Consider the following 26,327-nt stretch of genomic DNA (forward strand, 5'->3'; position numbering starts at 1 on the left):
TCCCGCCACATTGGTCGCCCACCTGAAGTCATTGTTGACAGGCATGATGTAGCGCGGCCTCGGAAGGACGTAGACTTCACTCTCCCTGGTACCTTGGCGCCCGCTTCTCCCGGAACGAGGCCACGCCCTCGGCATAATCGGCTGACGCTTGCGCGAGCAGGGACTGGTCGCGGTCAAGCTCCGCCGCCACGGGGGCGAGCGCATTGGCATAGGCATTAATGCCGGCCTTGCACATGCGCAGCAACACTAGTCAGAGCGCCATCGCCCTGCCCACTCACGCCGTCAGACCCACGCCAGTCCCGTCGCCGCCAATGAGGCGGGCATGACGCCCGCCTCGAACGGCTGCCTGTCCGTCAGTTGTTGGACGCCCGGCAGGTGACGGCGTTGAGGCAGGTGCCATAGGCGGCGCCGCCGCCGCTTGCCGCGGTGCAGGCGTTGACCGCGCCCATCTTCGCGATGGCGGCGTCGGAGCCGCTCTGCCGGAACCGGCCGGACGCGTCCGAGCAGACGTACCAGCTCGGAGCCGCGGGCTGCGAGCAGGTGAACTGCGGGCCGGAGCACATGGCCGCGACCTGATTGGTCGGCTGGTAGGTGCGGGCGCAGTTCGACCGCACGGAGCGGAACGCCTGGTCCTGGGTATTGCCGGTTCCCGCCGGGACGCGGTTGTCGCCGTTGCGCTTGCAGGTCCATGCGGCCTGCTGGGCAACGACCTCGCCGGGTTGCATCAGGGTACCGATGGCGCCGAGCGCCAGGAGAACGAGAAGGGCCCGCGAGGGGCGCGAAAGAACAGTCTGGAGGGAGGATGCCATAGTGTGAAGGTCCGTTGCGGGAGAGTCTGGCCCGAAATCCCTATGCCGGCCCGAACGGGTCCTCGCATCCGCGCAAACCCGCATTCACATTGTCTTTTTTGAAGGGTGTGACGCGCCCGCTGGCCGGCCTCACTCCCCCCGATATTGCGGCTCCCGCTTCTCCCGGAACGAGGCCACGCCCTCGGCATAATCGGCTGACGCTTGCGCGAGCAGATACTGGTCGCGGTCGAGCGCTGCCGCCACGGGGGCGAGCGCGTTCGCATAGGCATTGATGCCGGCCTTGCACATGCGCAGCTGCACCGGCGGCATGGTGGCGGCGCGCGCGGCAAACTCCAGCGCGCGGTCGAGCGCCCCGCCGGCGGGAGCCAGCTCATCCACCAGGCCCCACTCAGCCGCTTTCGCCGCGTCGAGCTTCTCGGCCAGCATGACCAGGCGCTTGGTGCGCGCCGGCCCCATCAGGTTGACCAGGCGCGGCAGCGAGCCCCAGCTCATGTTCATGCCGCGCTCGATCTCCGGCACGTAGAACCGGGCGCCTGCGCCCGCCACCCTCAGATCGAAGCCGCCGGCGATCGCCACGCCGCCGCCGACGCACCAACCCTCAACCGCCATGATGGTGAGAGGCTCCAGCGCCTCGAAGGCGGCGCAGAGCCTCGGCCCAACGCTCAGCGCCTCGCGCCGCTCGGCCAGCGGCAGCGCGCCCATCCGGTCGCCATCGGCGAGGTTGAAGCCGAGCGTGAACAGGTCGGCCCGGCCGGTCAGCACCACGGCCGCGAGATAGGGATCGGTCGAGAGGCCGCGGGCGGCCTCCAGGAGCGCGGTCATCGCGGCTTGAGACAGCAGATTGCCGGGCGTCGGCCCGTCCAGCCTAATGATGGCGATGCGGTCGCGCCGCTCGATGCTCACCCCGTGATCCGACGCAGCCATGCCCGCCTCCCCTGCCCTCTTGTGCGTTGTCGCAACCATCGCAGGAAGGCACCGGCAGAACCATCAGCCGCGCGGCCTATCCCGCCCGTCCGTGGGTCGCCTCCAGCCAGCCGGCGAGCGCCGCCTTGTCCACCGCGAATGAGCGCAGGTGGTCGGGCCCGTGATCGGCCTCGGGCGTGCCATAGAGCGCCGCATAGGGCAGGCCGCGCATGGAGGCGAGGTCCCAGTAGAACGGCTCGTACCAGCCGCCAGGCGCGAGGTGCAGCACCCGCACGTCGGGGCCTGCGAACAGCACATTGCTCATCGCAGCCCCCATGATGCCCACCACATGGGTCGCCCGGCTGAACGTCGCCCATTGCCGGCGCAGCGTCATGGTCTCCGGCAGCACCTCGCGATAGCCGAAGGCCTGGAGCAGCGGCCGGATCTCGTCCGCATTGGTCAGCTGGCGGCGATAGCCCGCGCCGCGATTGACGAAGAGCCTTGGGGAGCGCGCGGGATCATCGGGCTCCAGCAGCCGGTATCCCAGCGCATGGGCAGCCAGCGCGATCTGCCGCAGCTTCCGGCGGAGCGTGCGGTCGATGGCCCCCTCGTCGAAGGCCTGCCGGCAGAGCGCGACGCCCGCCGCCAGCCAGTCCGGGTGCTTCAGCACGGGATGATAGGTGATCGGCGTGATGTAGCGGAGCTTGGGGAAGAGATGCGCCGCGCCCGAATGGAGGAACAAGGGTTCGAGCGGCGCCTTGCGGCCGCTCGCGGCATCCAGCCCCTCGCGGCGGATAGTGTCGATGGCCGGGGTCGTCGCCGTCATCACGACGCGCGCCGGTCCCTCGCCGCGCTCCACCTCCTGAAGCGCCGCCAGCGCGCAGAAATCGTCGATCAGCCAATGGCCGTAATTGAACGAGCCGATGGAGCCGGAGAAGAGATGGTTGCCCGCGCCGTGGACGATCATCGGGGGGAGCGCAGTGTCGCGGACCGACTGGCTATCGGCGGTGCGATAGTAGCGTTCGTTGGGACGGTTGATCTCGTAGATCGGCACGAGCGCGCCATCGCGCAAAGCCATGATCTGGTTGCGGAAGATGACGGCATTGTCGATCTCGACCAGCAGGGTTGGCGCCAGCTGGCGATGGGACCGGTTGAGATCGGCGTAATGCGCCGTCAGATTATCAAGGAAGCCGGCATCCGGGCCGCCGAGAAAGGTCGGCATCGGCCGCTCGGCCTGAAGGGCGGGGGCAAGCCGCGCGATGGTCCGGATCGACTGGCCATGGCGTTGGTGCGTGGCGCGCAACAGCGCCAGCGGCACCTCGCTGTCATAGTATCCGCCGCCCTCGTAGAGCCCATCGGGCGCGCACGACAGGAACTCTTCGGCATGCCGCAACGGGGGATGGGCAAGCGCTGCTGAACTCACACAGATACACCGGGTCACAGCCGGCCCGGAGACTGGGCCAATGCTGTCTTGTACGTGGAAACACCCGCGACGCAAAGGTACCCGGATGGGTCATCCGGCCAAGGGTTCAGCCCACCTTGTCGAAATAGGCTCGGACGATGCGGGCACAGACATCCGGATCGGTCGCGGCCACATGGTAGGAATCGCCCGGCAGCACCTCCAGCGTCGAGCCCTTGATCGTCTCCTGCCACGCCTTGACCGAGTCGACGCTGCCAAGCCCCGATCCCGTCGTGGTGATGACAACCGTAGGGCTTGTGATGCGCGGCAGGTCCGGCGTCACGTCGACCGTCGGCACCATCTGCAGGAAGGCCTCCAGTGTCGAGGCCTTGGTCTTCGACATCAAGGCGATCCACCAGTCGAGCGCCGGCTGCGGCAGCGAGGTGCCGAGGCGTCCCTGCGTCGTCTCGCGCACCCAGGGTTCCACGCCGCCTGCCGCGATCTGCTTGCGCCAGCCCGGCGCACGCTGGTCGAATGAGGTGAGGGAAGCCGGCGTGCCGACGGCCGCCACCGCGATCACCCGGTCGGGATAATGGGCTGCCAGATGCAGCGCCAGCGTGCCGCCGATCTTGCCGCCGACCAGGAAGACACGCTCGAGCTTGAGCGCGTCCAGCATGCGGATGATGTCCTCGCCGAGGCCCGCGAAGCGGTAGGTGAAATCGCCGCGCATCGGCGTCGAATCGCCATAGCCGCGGAGATCCGGCCGGACCACGAGGTGCCGGTCGGCGAAATGCGGCACCCAGCGCTTGAAGGCTTCGCCGCTTTCGGCCAGGCCATGCAGCATGACGACGGGCGGGCGGGCGTCCCAGGCATGGGTGTAGTCGTCGAGGCGCACCGCCAGCTCGCAATCGTCGCTGACGCGGATCTTCGTGAAATCTTGGCTCATCAGATGCACCTCGTGCCGCCGCCGTCGATGTTGATACAGGTTCCGGTGATGAAGGAGGCGCGATCCGAGCAAAGGAAGGCCACCATGCCGGAAACCTCGTCGGGTAGCCCCACCCGCCCCAGCGGCACGGAGGCGATCGCCGCCTTGTTGGTCTGGTCGGCGCCCTGGCCGGCAATCGCCGCGCCTTGCGCGATCAGCGTGTTCCAGCGGTCGGTCTGAACCGGGCCGGGATTGACGCCGGTGACCAGCACATTGTCCGGCGCGCATTCTTCCGCCAGCGCCAGCGTGAAATTGAGCAGCGCCGCATTCACAGCGCCGCCGGTCATATAGGCCGCGCGGGGCTGATGGCCGGATCGGCCGATGACGTTGATGATCCGGCCCCAGCGCCGCGCCCGCATGGCCGGCAGCACGTCGCGGGCCGAGCGCACATAGCCCATCAGCTTGAGATTGATCGACTTTTCCCACACCGCATCGGCCGTATCGGCGATCCGCCCCATGGGAGAGGCGCCGGCATTGTTGACCAGGATATCGATCGGCCCGAAGGCTTGGCGCGCCGCCTCCATCACGCGGGCGATGTCGGCAGGATTGGTCATGTCGCCGGCGGCCGCCACCACGCGCCGGCCGGTCTCGGCCGAGATTTCGGCGGCCACGGCTTCCAGGCGAGCGGCATCGCGGGCGGCGATGACGACATCGACGCCTTCGGCGGCGAGTTCGGCGGCAATGGCGCGGCCGATCCCCAGGCTGCCGCCGGTCACGACAGCCACTTTGCCGGTCAGTTTCAGATCCATCGGACTATCAGTTCTGCAAGAGGGTCAGGGTGCGAGAGGCCGCCGTTACATCCGCGCGCCGGAGGCCTGGATCAGCTTCGCCCATTTGGCGGTCTCTTCGGCGAGGAAGGCGCCATAGGCCGCGCCGGTGACGCTGCCAGGCTCGGCGCCAAGGTCGGTCAGCCGCTTCTGCATGTCCGGCAGCTTGAGGATGGCGGTGACCTCGGTCTCAAGGCGGGCCAGCACCTCCGGCGGCGTGCGCGCCGGCGCGACCAGCCCGAACCAGGCGGAGGCGTCGAAGCCCGGCACGCCGGATTCGTTCAGGGTCGGCACATTGGGCAGCGCGGTTGCCCGCTTGAGGCCGGCAACGCCGATCGCATTGATCCGACGGCCCTCCACCTGCGGGAGGATGGCCGGAATATTGTCGAACATCATCGGGATCGAGCCGGCGATCAGGTCGTTCATCGCAGGCCCCGCCCCGGTATAGGGGATATGGACGATGTCGATGCCGGTCATGCTCTTCAGCAATTCGCCGGAGAGGTGGTTGGTCGAGCCGTTGCCCGACGAGCCGAAATTGATCGTGCCGGGCTTCGCCTTGGCGAGCGCCACCAGCTCGGCGACATTGCGCGCCGGCACCGAGGGGTGGACCGCCAGCACGATCGGCACCGAGGCGACCAGCGCAATGGGCGCGAACGCCGTTGTCGGGTTATAGGCCAGGCTCCGATAGAGCGTGCCGTTGATGGTCAGCGGCGGCGGTGCCGTCAGCAGCAGCGTGTAACCATCGGGATCGGCAGTTGCCACCGCATTGGCGCCGATATTGCCGCCGGCGCCGCCCCGGTTCTCGATGAAGAACTGCTGGCCGGTCCGCTCGGCCAGGTACTGCGCCAGAATGCGCGCGATGATGTCGTTGGAACCGCCGGCCGGGAACGGCACGATGATCCGCACGGGGCGCGCGGGATAGGCCTGCGCCCGGGCGCCACTGCCGATCAGCGTGGCGGAGCCGGCAAGCAGAAGGGTTCGGCGATCGATGGGCGTCATGGTGCGTTTCCTCGCAAGCTTGGGGCTGGCCTGTTGTTCAGTCACGCGGACCGGCGTCCGGAGGACGCCATCGCGACGCTGAAGGCCTTATTGGCAGATTGGGTGGTCGTCCGAGGACGATGGCACCAGGTCGGGGGCGACCGGCGGTCGGCCCGTCCCATGTCCAGAAGATGATAGGGGTAGGACGCCGCGGCGCAGAAGTACATAAATCCACGCATGTGATGAATTGGATTCATCACGCAGGGCGTGCAGGGCTGAGGCAGAGCCATGGCCCGGAATTGCTGGAATGCCGGGGATCTGCCGGTCCTTCTGCGCTTCGCCCGCATGCCCGCCCCGCACCCAGCGCATCGGCACCGGATTGACCCCGCGCCTCTCCAGGCCCAAGCCTCAGTCCATGTCGTCGATCACCCTCAGCCCCGCCGCCAGCCGCCCCCTCATGCCCGTCCTGGCGGCGCTGAGCCTCGCGCACATGCTGAACGACCTGATCCAGTCGATGATCCCGGCGATCTATCCGCTGATCAAGGAAACCTATCGCCTGGATTTCGCCGAGATCGGCCTGATCACGCTGGCCTTCCAGGTGACCTCCTCGCTGCTCCAGCCCGTGCTCGGCTATGTCACCGACCGCAGGCCCTGGCCCTATGCCATGGTCGCCGGCATGGTCTCGACGCTGTGCGGCCTGATCGGGCTCGCCTTCTCGGTCAGCTACCCGATGGTGCTGGTCTCGGCGGCGCTGGTGGGCCTGGGCTCGGCGGTGTTCCACCCGGAAGCCACCCGCATGGCGCGCCACGCCTCCGCCGGCCGGCAGGGGCTGGCCCAGGGTGTGTTCCAGATCGGCGGTCATGCCGGCTATGCGGCGGGACCTCTCATTGCCGCGGCCCTTGTCGTGCCGCGCGGCCAGCAGAGCCTCGCCTGGCTGTCGATCGTCGCGCTGGCCGCCATGGTGCTGATGACCTGGACTGCAGGGCGCTATGTGGCGCTCCGCCGTGAGCAGGCAGCCGCGGAAAGCGATGAGACGCAGACCGTTCAAGGGGCTGCCTTGCCGACCCGCCACGTGCTTTTCGCGATGGCCATCCTGATCGTTCTGCTGTTCTCGAAGAACGCCTATTCGGCGGTGTTCCAGTCCTATTACACCTTCTACCTGATCGAACGCTTCGGCGTGACCCTGCAGGCGTCCCAGGTCATGCTGTTCGCCTATCTGGTGGTCGGCGCGCTGGGCGTCATCATCGGCGGCATGATCGGCGACCGGATCGGCCGCGACCGGGTGATCTGGCTGTCGATTGTCGGCGCCCTGCCCTTCGCGCTGGCGCTGCCCTATGCCGACCTGTTCTGGACCGGCGTGATCGCGGTCATGATCAGCCTGATCATGGCCAGCGCCTTTTCCGCCATCCTGATCTTCGCGATCGACCTCGTGCCGCACCGCGTGGGACTGGTCGGCGGCCTGTTCTACGGGCTCGCCTTCGGCCTTGGCGGCATCGCCGCCGCAGGTCTTGGCGCCATCGCCGACCGGGTCGGCATCATCCAGGTCTTCTCGATCTGTGCCTGGCTGCCGGCGATGGGATTGCTCACCTTCCTGCTGCCGCGGGCCAATCGCCCCGCGTGACCAAGCTCCGGTCACGCCCCCTCGCCGAGGCAACGTCCCGGCGCTGACGCCGGACGGATCCAGCGCGCAGTCAAGCAGCGTATCTCAGCATTTTGCGTCAATTTGTAATAAATTAAGGCTCCTGGCAGAAATCGCGCCGCGCCCCGCTTGCAGAAACGTTTCGCAATCAAACTTGCGTAAAGTTATCGCCAAGCAACAAACGGGGGAAATTCCTCATGCCGCTGTCCTTATCAGCCCGGCTGAGGTCGCTGTGGGTCGACCGGAAAGCCAATGTCACCGTCGTGTTCGGGCTCATGCTGACCCCGATCATGGCCATGACCGGTGCCGCCGTCGACTATTCCCAGGCCTCCCGTGTTCAGGCGAAACTGCAAAAGGCGCTTGATGCCGCAACCATCGCGGCAGGCAGCAAGGCGGCCGGCAAGACCACGACGCAGGTCGTGGCTGAAGGCCAGGTGTTCTTCCGCCAGCAGTTCACCGTCAATGGGGTCACCACACCGACGCCGACCGGCACGGCCACCGCCAATTCGCTGACCATGACGGCGACCGCCGTCGTGCCGACCGCCTTCACCGGCATGTTCGGCGTCCCCTCGATCAGCGTCAGCGCGACCGCAGCGACCACCTGGAACTTCACCCGCCTGCGCGTCGCGCTGGCCCTCGACAATACCGGCTCGATGGCCTCTGACGGCAAGATGGACGCGCTCAGGACCGCGACACAGAACCTGCTCAACCGCTTCCAGGCGTCGACCACCAGCTCCGCCGACACCTATGTCTCGATCATTCCCTTCTCCAAGGTGGTCAATGTCGGCACGGGCAATGTCAACGCCTCCTGGCTGGACATCTCCAGCGCCCAGCAATGCAATCGCTGGTACTGCTGGAACGCCTGGGATGGCTCCGTCATGGATCGCGACGAGCCCTATGACACCCGCAACACCGCGCCGACCAACAACAACACGCGCTTCCCGGCGACCACCAGCCCAGCGAACGACCCCGCACCCACGCAGCTGATCGCCCCCACCAACAATTGGACGGCATTGCAGGCGACCGTGGCGGCGATGATACCTGCCGGTGGCACCAACCAGCAGATCGGCCTTGCCTGGGCCTGGCAGTCGCTCACGCAAGGAGCCCCGCTCCATCCGCCGGCCGAGGACCCGAACTACACCTACAAGAAGGTGATCATCATCCTGTCGGATGGTCTCAACACCGAGAACCGGTTCTACGGCAACGGCTATCAGCACTCACCGGAAGTCGATGCCCGCCAGCGCATCCTGTGCGACAACATCAAGGCCACCGGCATCGAGATCTACGCGATCCAGGTCAATACCGCCAACGACCCGACCTCGACCGTGCTGCAATATTGCGCCAGCAAGCCGGACAACTTCGTCATGATGACCAATGCGTCCCAGATGGACAGCGCGCTGCAGGACATCGGCACCAAGCTGACGCGGCTGCGCCTGACCAACTGAACCTCAGCCTCTCAGACCCGGCGCCTCCTGGCCGGTGCGCGCGACATATTCGGTATAGCCGCCGCCATAGGTGTGGATGCCATCGGGGGTCAGTTCCAGCACGCGGTTGGAGAGCGCGGCCAGGAAATGCCGGTCATGGGAGACGAACAGCATCGTCCCCTCATAGCCGGCCAGCGCCTGGATCAGCATGTCCTTGGTCGCCATGTCCAGATGGTTGGTCGGCTCGTCCAGAACCAGGAAATTCGGCGGATCGAACAGCATCTTGGCCATGACGAGGCGGGCCTTCTCGCCACCTGACAGCACGCGGCAGCGCTTTTCCACGTCATCGCCCGAGAATCCGAAACAGCCGGCAAGCGCGCGCAGTGACCCCTGCCCCGCCTGCGGGAACTGGTTTTCCAGCGACTGGAACACCGTCTCCTCGCCATCGAGCAATTCCATCGCGTGCTGGGCGAAATAGCCCATCTTGACGCTGCCGCCGACGGCAACGGTGCCGGCATCGGGTTCGGCTGTGCCGGCGATCAGCTTCAGCAGCGTCGACTTGCCGGCGCCGTTCACCCCCATGACGCACCAGCGCTCGCGCCGGCGGATCTGGAAGTCGAGCCCGTCATAGATGGTGCGGCTGCCATAGGCTTTCTGGACCGCCTTGATGCTGACCACGTCCTCGCCCGAGCGGGGCGCGGGCTGGAACTCGAACATCACGGTCTGGCGGCGCTTCGGCGGTTCGACCCGGTCGATCTTCTCCAGCTTCTTCACCCGGCTCTGCACCTGCGCCGCATGGGACGCGCGCGCCTTGAACCGCTCGATGAAATTGATCTCCTTGGCGAGCATGGCCTGCTGGCGCTCGAACTGGGCCTGCTGCTGCTTGTCGGCCAGCGCGCGCTGCTGCTCGTAGAAATCGTAGTCGCCGGAATAGGTTGTCAGCGACCCGCCATCGATCTCGATGATCTTGTTGACGATCCGGTTCATGAAGGCCCGGTCATGCGAGGTCATCATCAAGGCGCCCTCATAGCCCTTGAGGAAGGCCTCGAGCCAGATCAGGCTCTCGATGTCGAGATGGTTCGACGGCTCGTCGAGCAGCATAGCATCGGGGCGCATCAGCAGGATGCGGGCAAGCGCCACGCGCATCTTCCAGCCGCCCGAGAGCTTGCCGACATCGCCGTCCATCATCTCTTCCGAGAAACCGAGGCCTGCCAGCACTTCGCGGGCCTTGCCCTCCAGCGCATAGCCGCCGAGCTCCTCGAACCGGCCCTGTACCTCGCCATAGCGCTGGATGAGATCATCCATGGCATCGGCCTGATCGGGATCGGCGAAAGCCGCTTCCAGAGCCTTCAGTTCGGCGGCAACCGCGCTCACCGGCCCTGCCCCGTCCATGACGGTTGCGGCAGCACTCTGGCCTGCCATGTCGCCGACATCCTGGCTGAAATAGCCGATCGTCACGCCGCGATCGACCGCGACCTGGCCCTCGTCCGGCTGCTCCTCGCCGGTGACCATCCGGAACAGCGTGGTCTTGCCCGCCCCATTCGGCCCGACAAGGCCGATCTTCTCGCCCTTCTGCAGCGCGGCCGAAGCCTCGATGAAGATGATCTGCCGGCCGTTCTGCTTGCCGATATTCTCAAGTCGAATCATGGATCTGCCGGCCCTTCGTGGAATGCCGCCGACTTAAAGGACGCAAGCCGCAGGCGGAAGGGCTGAACGGTCAGATGTCGATGAAGTGGAACGACTGACCGATGAGATTGCCGAGGCTGGAGCCAGAAACACTGGCGCCGTTATAGGTCGCGTTCTCCAGGTAGAGATTGCGGTCGGTATCCGGCGTGCCGTCCCACCGGTCGTTCAACATGCGGATCAGCACCGTATGGTCGCCGGCGCTCCAGTTTCCGAGCACCGTGACCAATTCGGCCTCCCCCGCCCTGTGGGACGCATGGGCGGTCAGCGTGCCGCCGATCTGCACACCATCGACATAGACCGCGAATTGGGCGTCGCCGAGATAGGCGTCCTCGCTGAGCCGCAGGACAAGGCTGTCGGTCCCGCTGCCGATCGTCGTGGTGCTCGGATCGGTTGGTGTCGGATCGGTCGGTGTCGGATCCGTGGGTGTCGGATCCGTGGGTGTCGGATCCGTGGGCGTCGGATCTGTCGGCGTCGGATCGGTCGGTGTCGGATCGGTCGGTGTCGGATCGGTCGGTGTCGGATCGGTCGGCGTGCCGGCGGTGTCGATGAAATGGAAGCTCTGGCCCACCAGATTGCCGAGCACGCCCTCGGCATCGACCACGCCGTTATAGGTGACGCCCTCCAGGTAGAGGTTTCGATCAGTATCCGGCGTGCCGTCCCACCGGTCGTTGATCATGTGGATGAACACGGTGTGCTCCCCCACGCCCCAGTCGCCGAGCACCGTGAAGAGCTCATAGGCGCCGGCCTTGTGGGACGCATGCGACGTCAGCGTGCCGCCGATCCGCACGCCATCGACATAGATGTTGAATTGCGCATCACCGAGATAGGCATCCTCGCTCATCTTCAGCAGGAGCGTGTCGGGGCCGCTGCCGATCGTCGTCGCGTTCGGCTCGGTTGGCGTCGGGTCGGGCGGCGTCGGGTCGGTTGGCGTCGGATCGGTCGGCGTCGGGTCAGTGGGGGGCGGATTGGTCGTCGTGCTGTCCACGAACTGGAACGACTGTCCGACCAGATTGCCGAGCGTGCCGGCCGGGACCACGACATCGTTATAGGTCGCGCCCTCGAGATAGAGGTTGCGATCGGTATCCGGCGTACCGTCCCAGCGGTCGTTCAGCATCCGCACGAACACCGTGTGCGGCCCCGGCCCCCAATCGCCGAGAACCGTCACCAGCTCAGATTGCCCGGTCCGGTGGGAGGCATGGGCCGTCAGCGTACCGCCGATCTGCACGCCATCGACATAGACGATGAACTGCGCGTCGCCGAGATAGGCATCCTCGCTGAGCTTCAGGACGAGCTTGTCGGCGCCAGACCCGATCGTCGTACCCGATGGCTGAGGCGTGGGCGTCGTATCACCGGCGGCCGTTGCACCATAGAGGCCTGGATCATAGCCATCGGGCGAGGACGCGGTGTCATGCGCGACCGCAACCGCATTCGGATCGGCAGAATAGACCCGGACATAGTCGATCATCGAGGAGATCGGCACGCCGGGACCATCGGCGGGCTCCTGGGTCGCAAGGTCGAGCAGAAGGTACATGGGCCCATGCATGTCGCTCGGCGTCGCCTTTGACCCGATCAGCACGCCGTCGATATAGAAACTGATCCGGTCGGCCTGCCAGTTCATCCCGTAGGTGTGATAGCCGGTCGGGTTCGCCATCTCGCTGTGGACCTGCAGATATTGCTGCCAGTCGTCGTTGGGCACGAGATCGGTGGTGTGGATGTGGCTGTAGACGGCCTGTTCCAGGACGCCATAATTCTCGACGATGTCGAGCTCCTGCCACTGCCCGCGATTGTTGGGATCGGGAATGTTCTGGTCCGGCAGCAGCCAGAAAGCGTTCCAGGCGCCCGGTGCATTCGAGAAATCGGCCCGGATCTCGAAATAGCCGTAGGTCTGCGAGAAACCTCCCTGCGTGGTCAGAAGGCCGGATTCCCAGGCCCCTGGAACGCCTGAAGTCGTGCGGTCGGGAACCGCCGTGATGGTCAGCACACCACCGCCGACCGCGAACGGGTCATAGCCGGACGAAGCGTCGACGAAGGACGAGCGGCCAAAACCGATATCGGCGGCCCCGACCCGCCATTCGCTGCGCGTGTCCGCCCATGTCGTGCCCGATCCCGTCAGCGAGATGGAACGGCTGTTGAATTCCTCGCCGAAGGTCAGTCGATAGCCGGTCAGGTCGATCATCGGGGCGCCTCACGTCGACAATACGGAACGCGGATGGGGGCGGGCTACACGGGTTCGCGCTGGCACCTTGCGTCTCGCCAGCGATCGGTCGCAGGACGGACCTGGGCAGGGCAGCAACCCAGCCCTCCGGTGACGCACGATATGGGTATGGGGTCCGCCGTCGATATGCGGCGGTGACTGCCGGCCGATGCCGACGTTACGTCAGTGTCTCACAATCCGGCGCTTGCGATCAACGGTTCCGCCACCGCATCTTCTGCAGCTTCTTCGTGCAACCAGGCACAAAAATCGGCAACCTGAGGCTTGGCAGCCCCGGTTTCCGAGCGGATCAGGTAATAGCCGTGCGGACCTGCGGCCTGCCGGTCGAACGGCGCGACAAGTGTTCCTGACCGGATCGCCTCGTTGATCAGCGGCGAGACGCCGAGCGCCACGCCCTGCCCGCTCATCGCCGCCTGGATCATCTGCTCGTAGCGCGAGACATAGAGCGCGCCTGCCGGCTTCAGGTCCTCGACCCCCAGGATGGTCAGCCAGGTGCCCCAGTCGAACAGGGTCTTGCGGGCGCCGTGATAGTCGAGATGCAGCAGCGTGTGGTGCTTCAGGTCCTCCGGACGGCGCAGCGGCGTTTCGTTGCTCTCCATCAGCGATGGATGGCAGACCGGCTGGATATCCTCGTCGAACAGCCGCTCGGCGCCGGCCGGCGCCTTGTCGGTTTTCGTGTAGCGGATAGCCAGATCGATCGAGCCACGCTCCAGGTCGAGGATCCGGTCATTGGCGATGATGTGGACATCGATCGAGGGATGGAGCCGGGTGAACCGCTTCAGCCGCGGGATCAGCCACAGCGAGGCAAACCCGGTCACCGTGGTCACAGAAAGCTGGTTCGACGCGCGCCTCGCCCGCATCTGGTTGATCGAGGATTGCAGCCGGTCGAGCACGTCGACCGCGATCTTCTGGAAGGCGCGGCCGTCATCGGTCAGCGCGAGCGCCCGGTGGCGGCGCTCGAACAGCGTGACGCCCAGATGATCCTCCAGCGTCTTGATCTGCCGGCTCACCGCCGACTGGGTGAGATTGAGCTCTGCCGCGGCGGTCGTGAACGACAGCGTGCGGGCAGCAGCCTCGAAACCCTGGATGAACCCAAGCGGCGGCAGGTCGTAGCGACGCTTTGCCATTCTCTCACCTCATGCAGCGCGTGAGAATTGATCGTTTGAATGCACCGCAGCATGCGCGCATCCTCGCCTTCTGTCGAGAGAGGTCGATCCGGACCTCTGGACAGAACCGCAAGTTCACATGCGTTTCACTCATTCCAAGAGGAGGCCGCCATGGTCTGTCTCGAAGCGTCTGCATGCCTTCTTCTCCAGCCCGGCGGCCTGATCCGCCTGACCGATGCGATCGGCACGACGGTCACCACCCTGTCCGGCGCGGTCTGGATCACCCAGCATCAGGACCGCCGCGACATCGTGATCGAGGCCGGCGAGAGCTTCACCCTCGACCGCAATGGGCTCAGCCTCATCCATGCGCTGGTGACATCGGCCGAAGTGGCGATCACCGAGCCGGCAACCGGCGAACAGGAGCCCGCTGCCAAGGCGACGGAGACTGCGCCCGGTCAGCAGGCGGCCTGAGCCATGACCATCGCCTTTCTGCCACCGATGTCGCCGCCGGCCCGCGCCTCCGGCCTCCTCGGCGCGCTGGCCGGCCTGACACTCGCCATCCGTCCCCTCGGTCCGCAGGATGCCGACCGCTACCAGACCCATGTCCGCCAGCTGTCGCCCGCATCGCGGCGCAACCGGTTTCTCGGCGGCATGAACGAACTGCCCGCGGCCGAGGTCCGCCGCCTCATGAACGCATCCCGCGGACTGGTCTTCGCCTTTGCCGCGGAGATGATCATCGGCTGTCGGCGCACCATGGTGGGGGAGACGGTCTATGCGCCGGTTCCGGCCACCGGCAGCGCCGAATTCGCGCTGTCGGTCGCCGATCCTTGGCAAGGGCTCGGGATTGGCACCCGGCTGCTCACCTTCCTCGGCGCCCGCGCGGCAGCCGACGGCAATCACCTGCTGTTCGGCGAAACCCTGCGCGACAATGAGTCCATGCTGGCGCTCGCCCGCAAGACCGGCCTGTCGCTCAAGCGCCATCCCGAGGATTCCAGGCTCGTGCGGCTGGAAGGGCCGCTCCCAGGCATCGCCGCAGCACGATGATTACATTTAGAAACAATTAGGGATCCAGACAATTTTAACATTTCGCCCCTATCCCGGAAGGCTTTGGCAACCAACCTCACCTAGCGTCAAGTTAGCATTCGCACAGGTTTGAGGAACTCGACAATGCTGCGGCGTCTCAAGCAGCGTATGGCTTCGTTCGGTCGCGACCGCAGCGGAGCCGTCGCCATCATATTTGGCATCACGATCGTACCCGTCATGGGGCTCACCGGTGGCGCCGTCGACTTCAACCAGGCCTCGCGCGACATGGCGCGGCTCCAGTCGGCCTTCGACGCGGCAGCGCTCGCAGGCGTGCGCCAGTCCGCTCTCGGCGATGCGGGAGCCAGGCTCGCCGCACAGAACTCCCTGAATGCAAATCTCAGCGCGCGATTGCGCGCCTACCCCTACACGATCACCGCGTCGAACAACGGCACCAACGTGAGGATCGCCACCAACGGCGCGACGATGGATACGACCTTCATGGCCCTCATCGGCATGAGGACCCTGAACATCGTTGCGAAATCGACGGCAATTTCCTCGACCTATTACACGGTGACCAGCGCCAAGCCGGTCATCGCCCAGCTCGACATCGAAGCTGGCGACTACAATCGGATGTATGTCTATTGCTTCGACAACAACCGTCGGAACCAGGCGGACCGCGGCCGTTCGCAGATGACGGCAATCGCCGACAATGCCGGCACGACCTACAGTTTCAACATGCCGGTGTGCAAGGAGAAGGAGACGATGTCCTATCGTCTCTACAATGTGCGCAACGCCCGCACCAAGCCCTGGCTGTGGGAAACGGCGCTGCCGGGCACGCTGATCAAGAACAATAGTGCCGACTGGGCTGATCCGTGGTCGAACAACGCGTCCTACAACTATTATTCGGATACTGAGAATGTGTCCGGCGTGCCCACGCCACGGTTTGAGAACAATGTGCCGATCCTCGAGACGGTGATCTGCGACTCGCTCGCCCAGTGCAAACCGACGAGCCAGGGCGGCATCCTGCCATCGGGCGCCAATCGCACGCCCCAGCAAGCGCAGCAGGCCTGCTCTCCCGGCAAGTTCATGTATTTCGGCTGGGAGGACCGCCCGACAGGCTATGGCTGGACCGACAGCGACTATGACGACATCCGTGTCGTCGTCGAATGCCCGAAGACCAGCACAACCACCACCACAACCGTGCGTCTGATCGAGTGACCCGGACAACGCGCTGACAGGACCGCCATTCGCGCATCGCGGGGACCAGCCTCGCGGGGCGCATGCTTGTTCGGCAGGCCCGCCGCATCCTATGAAGGAGACATGATCTCCAACACCTCGACCGGGTCTGCCGCATGAGTGCCTTCACCATCGATGCCGTGGTGATCGGCGCCGGCGTCGTCGGCCTGGCCACCGCCCGCCGTCTGGCGCTCGCTGGCCTTGAGACCCTGGTGATCGAGGCGGCCGACGCCATCGGCACCGGCACATCCTCGCGCAACAGCGAGGTGATCCACGCCGCGCTCTACTATCCGACCGGCTCGATCAAGGCGACCGCCTGCCTGGCCGGCAAACGCCTGCTCTACCGCTATTGCGACGCCCGCGGTGTCACCGCCAAGCGTTGCGGCAAGCTGATGGTCGCGACCTCGGACGACCAATTGCCGAAGCTGCAGGCGATCTGGGACCAGGCCGAACGCAATGGCGTCGAGGACATGCACTGGCTCTCCGGCGAGGCGGCGCGCGCGATCGAGCCGGAAGTCACCTGTATCAAGGCCTTCCTCTCAGGCTCCACCGGCATCGTCGACAGCCACGGCTACATGCTGGCGCTGCAGGGCGATCTGGAAAATGCCGGCGGCATGGTCGCCTTCGAGACGCCGGTTGTCGCGGCCCGCATCGAGGCCGACGGCATCGTGCTGGTGACCGGCGGTGCCGAGGCTGGCGAGATCAAGGCCCGCATCGTGGTCAATGCCGCCGGCCATTCCGCGCCGAAGCTCGCAGGCCTGATGCAGGGCTTTCCGGCAGAGCATGTGCCCGAGCAATGGTACGCCAAGGGCAATTACTTCTCGCTGGTCGGCCATCAGCCATTCTCGCGTCTGGTCTATCCGATGCCCGATACCGCCGGCCTCGGCGTCCACGCGACCGTCGATCTGCAGGGCCGCAACCGCTTCGGCCCGGATGTCCAATGGGTGGAGAGCGAGCACGATCTGATCGTCGATCCCGCCCGCTCGGAGAGCTTCTACGCGGCGATCCGCGCCTATTGGCCGGGCCTGCCCGATGGCGCGCTCTCACCCGACTATGCCGGCATCCGTCCGAAGCTCCATGGACCCGGCACGCCGATGCCCGATTTCCGCGTCGATGGGCCGGAGGTTCACGGCATTGCCGGCCTCGTCAACCTGCTCGGCATCGAGAGCCCCGGGCTCACCGCCTCGCTCGCCATTGCCGAATTGACTGCCTCCCGCCTCGGCCTGCCACCCAAGGATACGATCTCATGACGTCGCCCGCTGATCTCGCGCCGCTTGGCGCGATTGCCACCGCATCCGCCATCGCCGACGGCAAGGTCTCGGCCCGCGCCGTCATCGATCATGCGCTGGAGCGGATCGGCGCCGAGAACACGCGGCTTCACGCCTTCATCGCGGTGACATCAGACGAGGCGCGGGCCGAGGCCGACATGCTCGATGCGCTTCAGGCGAAGGGCCATCGCCGCGGCCCGTTCCACGGCGTGCCGCTGGCGGTGAAGGACATTATCGACGTCTCCGGACAGAAGACGCGAGCGGGCTCGGTCACCCGTGATCACCTCGGACCCGCCTCGGCCGACGCCTGGTGCGTGGCGCGGCTGCGAGCCGCCGGCGCCGTTGTGGTCGGCAAGACCAACACGGTCGAATATGCCTTTGGCGGCTGGGGCACCAATGTGATCGCCGGCACGCCGGTCAATCCGCATGACCGCAAGGTCCATCGCGTGCCCGGCGGCTCGTCGTCCGGCTCGGGCGTGGCGGTTGGCGCCGGCCTCGTGCCCCTCGCCTTCGGCACCGATACCGGCGGCTCGGTCCGCCTGCCCGCCGCCTGGTGCGGTCTCGTCGGCCACAAGACCTCCTATGGCCTGATCAGCCGGTCCGGCGTCGTGCCGCTGGCGCTCGCCTTCGACACGATCGGCCCGATGACCCGCACCGTGCGCGATGCCGCGGTCATGGCGCAGGTCATGCTCGGCTCCGACCCGACCGATGCCTCCACCACCGGTGCACCGGGCCTCGATCTCGTCACCGGCCTGGAAGCCGGCGTGAAGGGCCTGACCCTTGGCCTGCTCGATCTTGGCGGCCTCACCGTCGATCCCGAAGTCGCGGCAGCGATCGACGCCTCGGCCAAGGCGCTGGAGAAGGCCGGCGCGCGCATCGTCCGCGTGACGCTGCCCGAAACCGTCTCCGCCTATACCGGGCTCTGCGGCGCACTGATGATGGTGGAAGGCTATTCCCGCTACGGCAAACTGGCCGATGCCGACCCATGCCTGGTCGGGGCCCCCGTCGCCGGCCGCATGCGCGGCGGCAAGGCGATCTCTGGCCCGGCCTATTTCGACGCGGTGGAAGCCCGCATCCAGCGGATCGCCTCAGCCAATGCGGCCCTGGATGGCATCGATGCGCTCATCCTGCCGACCACGCTGTTCACGGCGATCCCCGTGTCGGAGGTCGACGAGGACGGCGCGCCCGGCGGCCTCACCCGCTTCGTCAACTATCTTGAATGGTGCGGCGTCTCCGTGCCGGTGGCGAAGAGCCGGGCAGGAATGCCGATCGGCCTGCAGGTGGTTGCCCGGCGCTACCGCGACGACCTGGCGCTTCGGATCGCGCGCGCCGCGGAGCTGGCGGCAGGCGGACCTCTCGCCCTGCCGGCCTGACAGCGCCATCCGATCCCTGCATAGAAAATCAGTCTCCTGCCAAGTCCATTGGCAGGAGGCATACACCCACCCGTCAATTGCACAAAATTTAAGCAGAACCTCCCAGCCCATAGCAGGACTGCGGGCGGCGCATGGCCTGTGGCAACGCGATCGCCGAATGATCCGCCCTGCGACCTGAGGTGGCATGTGGCTTGCGAGCCATCGCACCACTGACCTCAGGGAGACTTCGTATGTCCTTCACATTCAGACCGGCGCTCATAGCCGGCATGGCCTTCGCGCTCGCCGGAACCTTGCTCTCCACCGCCTCGGCGATTGCCCAGGAAAAGGTGCTGCGCATCGGCATGACCGCCGCCGACATTCCGCGCACCCACGGCCAACCCGATCAGGGCTTCGAGGGCAACCGCTTCACCGGCATCCCGATGTATGACGCGCTGGTCCACTGGGACCTGTCGAAGGCCGACGCCGCCTCCGTCATCATGCCGGGCCTGGCTCTCTCCTGGGAGGTCGATGCCACCGACCGGAACAAGTGGACCTTCAAGCTGCGCCCCGGCGTGAAGTTCCATGACGGCTCGGCCTTCAATGCCGCGGCTGTCGTCTGGAACGTCCAGAAGGTTCTGGATCAGGCCGCTCCCCATTTCGACCAGAGCCAGGTCGGCGTCACCGTCTCGCGCATGCCGAACCTCGCCTCGGCCCGCGTCATCGACGACCTGACGGTGGAACTGATCACCAAGGCGCCGGACTCGTTCCTGCCGATCAACCTCACCAACCTGTTCATGGCCTCGCCCGCCCATTGGCAGAAGCTGCTCGCCGACGTGCCGGCAAGCGTCGCCGATCCGAAGGCGCGCGCTGCCGCCGCCTGGGTCGCCTTCGCGGCCACCCCGTCGGGCACCGGCCCGTTCCGCGGCGTCCGCCTCGTGCCGCGCGAGCGTTTCGAGATGGTCGCCAACAAGGGCTATTGGGATCCGGCGCGCACGCCCAAGGTCGACCGCGTCGTGCTGCTGCCGCTGCCCGAGGCCAATGCCCGCACCGCAGCCCTCCTCGCCGGTCAGGTCGACTGGATCGAGGCTCCGGCCCCGGACGCCGTCGCGCAGATCACCTCGCGCGGCTTCAAGATGTACACCAATGCCCAGCCGCATGTCTGGCCCTGGCAGTTCTCGTTCCGCGAGGGCTCGCCCTGGCTCGATCGCCGCGTCCGCCACGCCGCCAACCTCTGCATCAACCGCGATGAGCTGAAGACGCTGCTCAACGGCCTCATGGAAGTGCCGCGCGGCACCTATCCGCCCGGCCATCCGTGGTGGGGCAACCCGACCTTCGAGATCAAGTATGACCTCGCAGCAGCTCGCCGCCTGATGACCGAAGCCGGCTTCTCGGCCCAGCGTCCGCTGTCGGTGAAGGTGCTGACCTCGGCCTCGGGCTCCGGCCAGATGCAGCCGATCGTCATGAACGAGTGGCTGCAGCAGGCGCTGAAGGAGTGCTTCTTCAACGTCGATCTGGAAGTCGCCGAATGGAACTCGGTGTTCAACAACTGGCGCGAGGGCGCAGGCTCGCCCGGCTCGCGTGGGGCGAATGCCACCAACGTCACATATGCGGCCATGGACCCGTTCTTTGGCATGCTGCGCTTCGTGACCCGGCAGACCAATCCGCCGGCCTCGAACAATTGGGGCTTCTTCAACTCCGATGAGTTCGACCAGCTCGCGGCCAAGGCCCGCTCGACCTTCGACAATGCCGGTCGCGACGCGGCATTGGCTGCCCTCCACAAGCGCATCGTCGAGGAAGCGCCGTTCCTGTGGGTCGCCCACGATGTCGGCCCGCGCGCCATCTCGGCCAAGGTGACCGGCGTCGTCCAGCCGCGCTCCTGGTTCATCGACATCGCGCCGATGGACATTGCCCGCTGATGAAAACCCGACCGGGCGGCAGTGTTGCCGCCCGGTCCTACTTCCCCCGTCGGACCGGAGCACCGATGACGAACCCCGCATTCAGCCGCCGCCAGATGCTCGCCGGATCCGCCCTTCTCGGCGCCGCCCCGTTCCTCGATCTGTCCGCGATCCACGCCCAGGGCGCCAGCGTCCTGCGCATCGCCATGACCGCCTCCGATATTCCGCTGCCCAACGGGCAGACCGATCAGGGCGCCGAGGGCATGCGCTTCGTCGGCTACAATGTCTTCGACAGCCTCATCCTCTGGGATCTCTCCAAGGCCAATGAGCCCGGCGGCCTCGTTCCGGGCCTCGCGACCTCGTGGTCCGTGGATGCAGCAGACCCGACGCGCTGGACCTTCGTGCTGCGCCCTGGCGTCACCTTCCATGACGGCTCGCCCTTCAATGCCGAGACGGTCGTCTGGAACTTCGACAAGATCCTCAAGAAGGATTCCCCCCAGTTCGACCAGCGCCAGGCGGCGCAAGGCCTCACTCGCATCCCCTCGGTGAAGGCCTATCGGGTCGTCGACGCGATGACGGTCGAGTTCACCACCCAAACGGCGAATGCGCTGTTCCCCTACGAAATGGCGTGGATCCTCATGTCCTCGCCGGCGCAATGGGAGAAAGTCGGCCGCAGCTGGGACAATTTCCTGAAAAGCCCGTCCGGCACCGGCCCCTGGAAGGTTGACCGCTACACGCCGCGCGAGCGGCTCGAACTGGTCAAGAACGACGCCTACTGGAACCCGGCGCGCCGGCCCAAAGTGGACCGCGTCGTGCTGGTGCCCATGCCCGAGGCGACCACCCGCACCGCGGCCCTGCTCGCTGGCCAGGTCGACTGGATCGAGGCGCCGCCGACCGACAATATCGCGCAGCTGAAATCGCGCGGCATGCAGATCACCTCCAATGTCTATCCGCACAACTGGACCTGGCATTTCTCGCGCGCCGAGGGCTCGCCCTGGAACGATATCCGCATCCGCAAGGCGGCCAATCTGGCAGTCGACCGCGCCGGCATGGTGGAACTGCTCGGCGGCATGATGCTGCCGGCCAAGGGCATGGTGCCGCCGTCGAGCCCCTGGTTCGGCAGGCCGTCCTTTGACGTGAAGACCGATATTCCCGCGGCCCTGAAGCTGATGGCGGAGGCCGGTTTCTCGCCGCAGAAGCCGGTCTCGGTGAAGGCGATCATCTCGCCCTCGGGTTCGGGCCAGATGCAGCCGCAGGTGATGAACGAGCTCATCCAGCAGAACCTCGCCGATATCGGCATCAAGGTCGATTTCGAGGTGATGGACTGGAACGCGCTGACGGCCTCCTGGCGCGCCGGCGCCCGCGATCCCTCCTCGCGCGGCGCCCATTCCACCAACTCATCCTACTTCAGCCAGGACCCGTTCACGGCCCTGATCCGCCACCTGGATTCAGGCCTCATGCCGCCGCGTGGCACCAATTGGGGCTATTATTCCGATCCCGCCATGGACGCGCTGTTCGCCGAGATGCGCTCGTCCTTCGACCCGGCGAAGCAGCTCGCCGCGATCCGCAAGGCGCACGAGAAATTCGTCGACGACGCGCTCTTCCTGTTCGTCGCCCATGACGTCGCGCCGCGCGCTTTGTCGCCGCGCGTCAAGGGCTTCGTCCAGGCACAGAACTGGTACCAGGACCTCTGTCCGGTATCGATGGCATGACCGCCCAGGGGACCATTGCATGCTGACCTATCTGGGCAAGCGCCTTGTCTACACGATCCCGATCGTGCTGGGCGTCTCCATCGTCTGCTTCGCGCTGGTGCATATCGCGCCGGGTGACCCGCTGGTCTCGGTGCTGCCGCCGGACGCTTCCGAGCAGCTGAAGCAGCAGATGATGGTCGCCTACGGCTTCGACCGTCCCTATTACGAGCAGTTCTTCAAATGGTGCCTCAGGGCGCTGCAGGGCGATCTCGGTACCTCCATCGCCAGCGGCCGCTCGGTGACCACCGAAGTGCTGAACGCGGTGCGCAACACGCTGCTGCTCTCCTTCGTCGCCACCCTGATCGGCTTCTTCTTCGGCCTGCTGTTCGGCTTTGTCGCCGGCTATTTCCGCGACAGCGCGGTCGACAAGTTTGCCTCCTTCCTGTCGGTTGTCGGCGTGTCCGTCCCGCATTACTGGCTCGGCATGGTGCTGGTCATCATCTTCGCCGCCCAGCTGAACTGGCTGCCACCCACCGGGGCCGGCCCCGGCGGGTCCGCCGAATGGAAGCCCAACTGGGAGCACATCCGCCATCTCATCCTGCCGGCGATAACCATGAGCGTGATCCCCATGGGCATCGTCTCGCGCACCATCCGTGCGCTGGTCGCCGACATCCTCAGCCAGGATTTCGTGCCGGCGCTCCGCGCCAAGGGCCTCTCGGAATTCGGCATTTTCGGCCATGTGGTGAAGAACGCCGCCCCCACCGCGCTTGCCGTCATGGGCCTGCAGCTCGGCTATCTGCTGGGCGGTTCGATCCTGATCGAGACCGTGTTCTCCTGGCCCGGCACCGGCTTCCTGCTCAACGCCGCGATCTTCCAGCGCGACCTGCCGCTGCTCCAGGGCACGATCCTCGTGCTCGCCCTGTTCTTCGTCATGCTCAATCTCATCGTCGACGTCATCCAGACGGCGATCGACCCACGCATCCAGCGGAGCTGAACCCATGAGTTCCGTTGCATCCCTGCTGCCGCAGGATCCCGCCAAGACCATTGCGCCGATCGAGCGTTCGCCCGGCTACTGGGCCGGCGTCATCACCCGCTTCAAGAAGGACAAGGTTGCCATCATCGCGGGCTCGCTCGTGCTGATCCTCGTGCTGATCGCCGTCTTCGCACCCTGGATCGCACCGGCCGATCCCTATGCCGGGCGCACCATCCGCCGCCTCCGCCCCGTCGGCACGACCGGGTTCCCGCTCGGCACCGACGAGCTCGGCCGCGACATGCTCTCACGCCTGATCTTCGGCGCGCGCTATTCCCTGATGATGGGCGTGACGCCGGTGCTCATGGCCTTCGGCATCGGCACGCTGATCGGCGTCATTGCCGGCTATGTCGGCGGCAAGACCAACACCGTCATCATGCGCACCATCGACGTGTTCTACGCTTTCCCGTCCGTGCTGCTGGCGGTCGCCCTGTCGGGCGCGCTCGGCGCCGGCATCCAGAACGCGCTGGTATCGCTGACGGTTGTGTTCATTCCGCCGATCGCCCGCGTCGCCGAGGCCGTCACCACCCAGGTGCGCAACCGCGACTATGTCGAAGCCGCCCGCGCCTCCGGCGCCAATGCGCTCACCATCATCCGCGTCCACGTGCTGGGCAATGTGTTGGGGCCGATCTTCGTCTATGCGACCGGCCTCATCTCGGTCTCGATGATCCTGGCCTCCGGCCTTTCGTTCCTCGGCCTTGGCGTCCGCCCGCCCGAGCCGGAATGGGGCCTGATGCTCAACACGCTGCGCACCGCGATCTACACCCAGCCAATCGTCGCGGCGCTGCCCGGCGCGATGATCTTCATCACCTCGATCTCCTTCAACATGCTGGCCGACGGCCTGCGCAACGCGATGGACGTGAAGGTATGAGCATCCAGCCGCTCCTCACCGTCCGCGGGCTCGTCAAGCATTTCCCGATCGCCGGTGGCCTGTTCGGGCCGAAGAAGGTGGTACGCGCGGTCGATGGCGTCGAATTCGACGTGCTCGACGGCGAGACGCTCGGCATTGTCGGCGAATCCGGCTGCGGCAAGTCGACCACCGCCCGCCTGCTCATGCACCTGATGGACCCGACCGCCGGCGAGATCCTGTTCGACGCCGCCAAGGTCGGCTCGCCCGATCTCTCGCTGTCGGAATACCGCCGCCAGGTGCAGATGGTGTTCCAGGACTCATACGCGTCCCTCAATCCGCGCCTGACCATCGAGGCCTCCGTCGCCTTCGGGCCGCAGGTGCACGGTGTGCCGACAAACGAGGCCATCGAGCGCGCGCGCGACCTGCTCGGCCGCGTCGGCCTCGACCCCACCCGCTTTGCCGGCCGCTATCCGCACGAGCTCTCCGGCGGCCAGCGCCAGCGCGTCAACATTGCCCGAGCGCTTGCCCTTCAGCCCAAGGTCGTGATCCTCGACGAGGCGGTCTCGGCGCTCGACAAGTCGGTGGAGGCGCAGGTCCTGAACCTGCTCCTCGACCTCAAGGACGAGTTCAAGCTGACCTATATCTTCATCTCCCACGACCTCAACGTCGTCCGCTACATGTCGGACCGGGTCATGGTCATGTATCTCGGCAAGGTCGCGGAGATCGGTCCCTCGGATGCGATCTTCGGCAAGGCGGCGCATCCCTATTCGGGCGCGCTCACCCGCTCCATGCCGACCATGGACCCCGACAACCGCACCATGCAGGCGCCGATCTCGGGCGATCCGCCGAACCCGATCGACCCGCCATCCGGCTGCCGCTTCCACACCCGCTGCACCTTCGTGGAGGCCTCCTGTTCGGGCCGTGAGCCGGTGCTGACGCCGGTCGGCGAGCATCACCAGGTGGCCTGCCTGATGTCGGAACCGGGCTCGGGCCATTCCAAGGCGCCGGCCGTGCAGGTGGCCGCGTGAGGACATCATCATGCTGACCACGCCGCCCATTGTCGACATCCAGAACCTCAAGGTCACCTTCACCGGCGGCGCGAAGCCCATCTCGGCCATCAACGGCGTCGACCTCTCGCTGGAGCGCGGCGAGACGCTGGCGATCCTCGGCGAGTCCGGTTCCGGCAAGTCGGTCACGCTGCGCGCCATGCTCCGCCTCAACCCGGAGAAGCGCACCCGCATCGAGGGCACGATCCAGGTCGCTGGCGAGGATGTTCTGGCGCTGAAGCCGAAAGAACTCCAGGCCTTCCGCGGCCGTACCGTCTCCATGATCTTCCAGGAGCCGGCCCTCGCCCTCGATCCCGTCTACACGCTGGGCGAGCAGATCGCGGAGACCATCGTCAAGCACGAGGGCGGCTCGAAGGACCAGGCGATGAAACGCGCGCTCGACCTGTTCGAGCGGGTCCGCATTCCCTCGCCCGAACGGCGCCTCGGCAATTACCCGCACGAAATGTCCGGCGGCATGCGCCAGCGTGCCATGATCGCGCTGGCGCTCGCCTGCAATCCGAAAGTCCTGCTCGCCGACGAGCCGACGACTGCGCTCGACGCCACCGTGCAGATCCAGATCCTGCTGCTGATCCGCGAATTGCAGCGTGAATTCGGCATCGCCGTGATGTTCGTCACCCACGATATCGGCGTGGCCGTCGAGGTCGCCGACCGCGTGGCGGTGATGTATGGCGGCCGCATCGTCGAGATGGGGCCGATCCGCGATATCATCCGGTCGCCCCGCCACCCCTACACGATCGGCCTGATGAAGAGCCGCGCCCATGACGCGCTCGCCAAGGGCACCAGGCTCGAGGTGATCCCCGGATCGCCGCCCGATCTCGCCAATCTGCCGCCGGGCTGCGCCTTCGCGCCGCGCTGCAAGCTCGCCCTGCCATCCTGCTCGGAGGGACAGCCCGACCCGGTCGCTGTCGGCGACGGCCACGAGGCCCGCTGCTTCCGCACGGACCAGACGATTGCGGCGTGATTGTTGCGGGCGGAGCCTCGTCTCTCCCGCGGAAGCTTGCTAAGGA

The 26,327-nt window shown here is 66.3% G+C and carries 23 protein-coding genes; 13 read left to right on the plus strand and 10 right to left on the minus strand.

Translation table 11 applies throughout. The annotated features are described in order from the left end of the window. Positions 1–76: 76 nt before the first annotated feature. The 7 genes from E8L99_RS23880 to E8L99_RS21815 form a co-directional block, all read right to left on the minus strand. Entirely contained in the window at positions 77–244 is a 168-nt protein-coding gene (locus E8L99_RS23880; protein WP_168201787.1) for a hypothetical protein, read from the minus strand. Positions 245–353: 109 nt separating this feature from the next. After that, the gene (locus E8L99_RS21790) at positions 354–809 is read right to left on the minus strand and encodes a hypothetical protein (protein ID WP_137101529.1); all 456 of its coding nucleotides are present in this window, start codon (positions 807–809) and stop codon (positions 354–356) included. A gap of 129 nt (positions 810–938) precedes the next feature. Then, a complete protein-coding gene (locus E8L99_RS21795; RefSeq protein ID WP_168201788.1) occupies positions 939–1,733 on the minus strand; it encodes an enoyl-CoA hydratase/isomerase family protein in 795 nt (264 codons plus the stop codon). A gap of 76 nt (positions 1,734–1,809) precedes the next feature. Next, complete coding sequence (locus E8L99_RS21800; protein WP_137101531.1) at positions 1,810–3,135, minus strand: glycosyltransferase family 61 protein; 1,326 nt, start codon at positions 3,133–3,135, stop codon at positions 1,810–1,812. Positions 3,136–3,241: 106 nt separating this feature from the next. Beyond that, positions 3,242–4,057 (minus strand): alpha/beta fold hydrolase, encoded by an 816-nt coding sequence (locus E8L99_RS21805; protein ID WP_137101532.1) that lies wholly within the window; start codon positions 4,055–4,057, stop codon positions 3,242–3,244. Then, entirely contained in the window at positions 4,057–4,845 is a 789-nt protein-coding gene (locus E8L99_RS21810) for an SDR family oxidoreductase (RefSeq protein ID WP_137101533.1), read from the minus strand. Before E8L99_RS21810 ends, E8L99_RS21805 begins: the two co-directional genes overlap by 1 nt. A gap of 45 nt (positions 4,846–4,890) precedes the next feature. Further along, a complete protein-coding gene (locus E8L99_RS21815; RefSeq protein WP_137101534.1) occupies positions 4,891–5,862 on the minus strand; it encodes a Bug family tripartite tricarboxylate transporter substrate binding protein in 972 nt (323 codons plus the stop codon). A gap of 394 nt (positions 5,863–6,256) precedes the next feature. Here E8L99_RS21815 and E8L99_RS21820 point away from each other — a divergent pair, with 394 nt between their 5' ends. Beyond that, positions 6,257–7,462, plus strand: a complete 1,206-nt coding sequence (locus tag E8L99_RS21820) for an MFS transporter (RefSeq protein ID WP_137101535.1) — start codon at positions 6,257–6,259, stop codon at positions 7,460–7,462. Positions 7,463–7,677: 215 nt separating this feature from the next. Continuing rightward, on the plus strand, positions 7,678–8,925 hold the full coding sequence (locus E8L99_RS24195) for a TadE/TadG family type IV pilus assembly protein (RefSeq protein ID WP_137101536.1): 1,248 nt from the start codon (positions 7,678–7,680) through the stop codon (positions 8,923–8,925). A 3-nt stretch (positions 8,926–8,928) separates the two neighbouring features. Here E8L99_RS24195 and E8L99_RS21830 read toward each other — a convergent pair whose 3' ends face one another. From E8L99_RS21830 to gcvA, 3 genes are all read right to left on the minus strand, one after another. Continuing rightward, the gene (locus tag E8L99_RS21830; protein WP_137101537.1) at positions 8,929–10,551 is read right to left on the minus strand and encodes an ABC-F family ATP-binding cassette domain-containing protein; all 1,623 of its coding nucleotides are present in this window, start codon (positions 10,549–10,551) and stop codon (positions 8,929–8,931) included. Between the two features lie 70 nt (positions 10,552–10,621). Further along, positions 10,622–12,766: a carbohydrate-binding domain-containing protein gene (locus tag E8L99_RS24015; protein WP_252511185.1), complete on the minus strand. Its 2,145-nt coding sequence runs from the start codon at positions 12,764–12,766 to the stop codon at positions 10,622–10,624. A 209-nt stretch (positions 12,767–12,975) separates the two neighbouring features. Then, positions 12,976–13,929 carry a transcriptional regulator GcvA gene (gene gcvA / locus E8L99_RS21845; protein ID WP_137101538.1) on the minus strand — a complete coding sequence of 318 codons (954 nt, stop codon included), beginning with the start codon at positions 13,927–13,929 and terminating at the stop codon, positions 12,976–12,978. Positions 13,930–14,079: 150 nt separating this feature from the next. On the opposite strand from gcvA, the gene E8L99_RS21850 reads away from it, so the two are divergent. From E8L99_RS21850 to E8L99_RS21900, 11 genes are all read left to right on the plus strand, one after another. Beyond that, a complete protein-coding gene (locus tag E8L99_RS21850; protein WP_168201789.1) occupies positions 14,080–14,379 on the plus strand; it encodes a DUF2917 domain-containing protein in 300 nt (99 codons plus the stop codon). A gap of 3 nt (positions 14,380–14,382) precedes the next feature. Continuing rightward, positions 14,383–14,952, plus strand: a complete 570-nt coding sequence (locus tag E8L99_RS21855) for a GNAT family N-acetyltransferase (protein WP_137101540.1) — start codon at positions 14,383–14,385, stop codon at positions 14,950–14,952. Between the two features lie 123 nt (positions 14,953–15,075). Further along, positions 15,076–16,149 (plus strand): TadE/TadG family type IV pilus assembly protein, encoded by a 1,074-nt coding sequence (locus E8L99_RS21860; RefSeq protein WP_137101541.1) that lies wholly within the window; start codon positions 15,076–15,078, stop codon positions 16,147–16,149. Between the two features lie 134 nt (positions 16,150–16,283). Further along, entirely contained in the window at positions 16,284–17,417 is a 1,134-nt protein-coding gene (locus tag E8L99_RS21865; RefSeq protein WP_137101542.1) for an NAD(P)/FAD-dependent oxidoreductase, read from the plus strand. Continuing rightward, entirely contained in the window at positions 17,414–18,808 is a 1,395-nt protein-coding gene (locus E8L99_RS21870) for an amidase (RefSeq protein ID WP_137101543.1), read from the plus strand. Before E8L99_RS21865 ends, E8L99_RS21870 begins: the two co-directional genes overlap by 4 nt. Positions 18,809–19,038: 230 nt before the next feature. Beyond that, positions 19,039–20,703, plus strand: coding sequence for an ABC transporter substrate-binding protein (locus E8L99_RS21875; protein WP_137101544.1), 1,665 nt, complete (start codon positions 19,039–19,041; stop codon positions 20,701–20,703). Between the two features lie 65 nt (positions 20,704–20,768). Continuing rightward, entirely contained in the window at positions 20,769–22,394 is a 1,626-nt protein-coding gene (locus E8L99_RS21880) for an ABC transporter substrate-binding protein (protein WP_137101545.1), read from the plus strand. Between the two features lie 19 nt (positions 22,395–22,413). Continuing rightward, positions 22,414–23,367, plus strand: a complete 954-nt coding sequence (locus E8L99_RS21885; protein ID WP_137101546.1) for an ABC transporter permease — start codon at positions 22,414–22,416, stop codon at positions 23,365–23,367. Between the two features lie 4 nt (positions 23,368–23,371). Continuing rightward, the gene (locus E8L99_RS21890) at positions 23,372–24,274 is read left to right on the plus strand and encodes an ABC transporter permease (protein WP_137101547.1); all 903 of its coding nucleotides are present in this window, start codon (positions 23,372–23,374) and stop codon (positions 24,272–24,274) included. Continuing rightward, positions 24,271–25,281, plus strand: a complete 1,011-nt coding sequence (locus E8L99_RS21895; protein ID WP_137101548.1) for an ABC transporter ATP-binding protein — start codon at positions 24,271–24,273, stop codon at positions 25,279–25,281. Before E8L99_RS21890 ends, E8L99_RS21895 begins: the two co-directional genes overlap by 4 nt. Before the next feature lie 10 nt (positions 25,282–25,291). Next, the gene (locus E8L99_RS21900) at positions 25,292–26,281 is read left to right on the plus strand and encodes an ABC transporter ATP-binding protein (RefSeq protein WP_137101549.1); all 990 of its coding nucleotides are present in this window, start codon (positions 25,292–25,294) and stop codon (positions 26,279–26,281) included. Positions 26,282–26,327: the final 46 nt, after the last annotated feature.

The sequence above is a fragment of the Phreatobacter aquaticus genome (genome assembly GCF_005160265.1).
In the GTDB taxonomy this organism is placed as follows: domain Bacteria; phylum Pseudomonadota; class Alphaproteobacteria; order Rhizobiales; family Phreatobacteraceae; genus Phreatobacter; species Phreatobacter aquaticus.

Coding starts and splice junctions, on each gene's coding strand:
- E8L99_RS21790 (WP_137101529.1), bottom strand. CDS start 809: ATGGCATCCTCCCTCCAGACTGTTCTTTCGCGCCCCTCGCGGGCCCTT.
- E8L99_RS21795 (WP_168201788.1), bottom strand. CDS start 1,733: ATGGCTGCGTCGGATCACGGGGTGAGCATCGAGCGGCGCGACCGCATC.
- E8L99_RS21805 (WP_137101532.1), bottom strand. CDS start 4,057: ATGAGCCAAGATTTCACGAAGATCCGCGTCAGCGACGATTGCGAGCTG.
- E8L99_RS21810 (WP_137101533.1), bottom strand. CDS start 4,845: ATGGATCTGAAACTGACCGGCAAAGTGGCTGTCGTGACCGGCGGCAGC.
- E8L99_RS21815 (WP_137101534.1), bottom strand. CDS start 5,862: ATGACGCCCATCGATCGCCGAACCCTTCTGCTTGCCGGCTCCGCCACG.
- E8L99_RS21820 (WP_137101535.1), top strand. CDS start 6,257: ATGTCGTCGATCACCCTCAGCCCCGCCGCCAGCCGCCCCCTCATGCCC.
- E8L99_RS24195 (WP_137101536.1), top strand. CDS start 7,678: ATGCCGCTGTCCTTATCAGCCCGGCTGAGGTCGCTGTGGGTCGACCGG.
- E8L99_RS21830 (WP_137101537.1), bottom strand. CDS start 10,551: ATGATTCGACTTGAGAATATCGGCAAGCAGAACGGCCGGCAGATCATC.
- E8L99_RS24015 (WP_252511185.1), bottom strand. CDS start 12,766: ATGATCGACCTGACCGGCTATCGACTGACCTTCGGCGAGGAATTCAAC.
- gcvA (WP_137101538.1), bottom strand. CDS start 13,929: ATGGCAAAGCGTCGCTACGACCTGCCGCCGCTTGGGTTCATCCAGGGT.
- E8L99_RS21850 (WP_168201789.1), top strand. CDS start 14,080: ATGGTCTGTCTCGAAGCGTCTGCATGCCTTCTTCTCCAGCCCGGCGGC.
- E8L99_RS21855 (WP_137101540.1), top strand. CDS start 14,383: ATGACCATCGCCTTTCTGCCACCGATGTCGCCGCCGGCCCGCGCCTCC.
- E8L99_RS21860 (WP_137101541.1), top strand. CDS start 15,076: ATGCTGCGGCGTCTCAAGCAGCGTATGGCTTCGTTCGGTCGCGACCGC.
- E8L99_RS21865 (WP_137101542.1), top strand. CDS start 16,284: ATGAGTGCCTTCACCATCGATGCCGTGGTGATCGGCGCCGGCGTCGTC.
- E8L99_RS21870 (WP_137101543.1), top strand. CDS start 17,414: ATGACGTCGCCCGCTGATCTCGCGCCGCTTGGCGCGATTGCCACCGCA.
- E8L99_RS21875 (WP_137101544.1), top strand. CDS start 19,039: ATGTCCTTCACATTCAGACCGGCGCTCATAGCCGGCATGGCCTTCGCG.
- E8L99_RS21880 (WP_137101545.1), top strand. CDS start 20,769: ATGACGAACCCCGCATTCAGCCGCCGCCAGATGCTCGCCGGATCCGCC.
- E8L99_RS21885 (WP_137101546.1), top strand. CDS start 22,414: ATGCTGACCTATCTGGGCAAGCGCCTTGTCTACACGATCCCGATCGTG.
- E8L99_RS21890 (WP_137101547.1), top strand. CDS start 23,372: ATGAGTTCCGTTGCATCCCTGCTGCCGCAGGATCCCGCCAAGACCATT.
- E8L99_RS21895 (WP_137101548.1), top strand. CDS start 24,271: ATGAGCATCCAGCCGCTCCTCACCGTCCGCGGGCTCGTCAAGCATTTC.
- E8L99_RS21900 (WP_137101549.1), top strand. CDS start 25,292: ATGCTGACCACGCCGCCCATTGTCGACATCCAGAACCTCAAGGTCACC.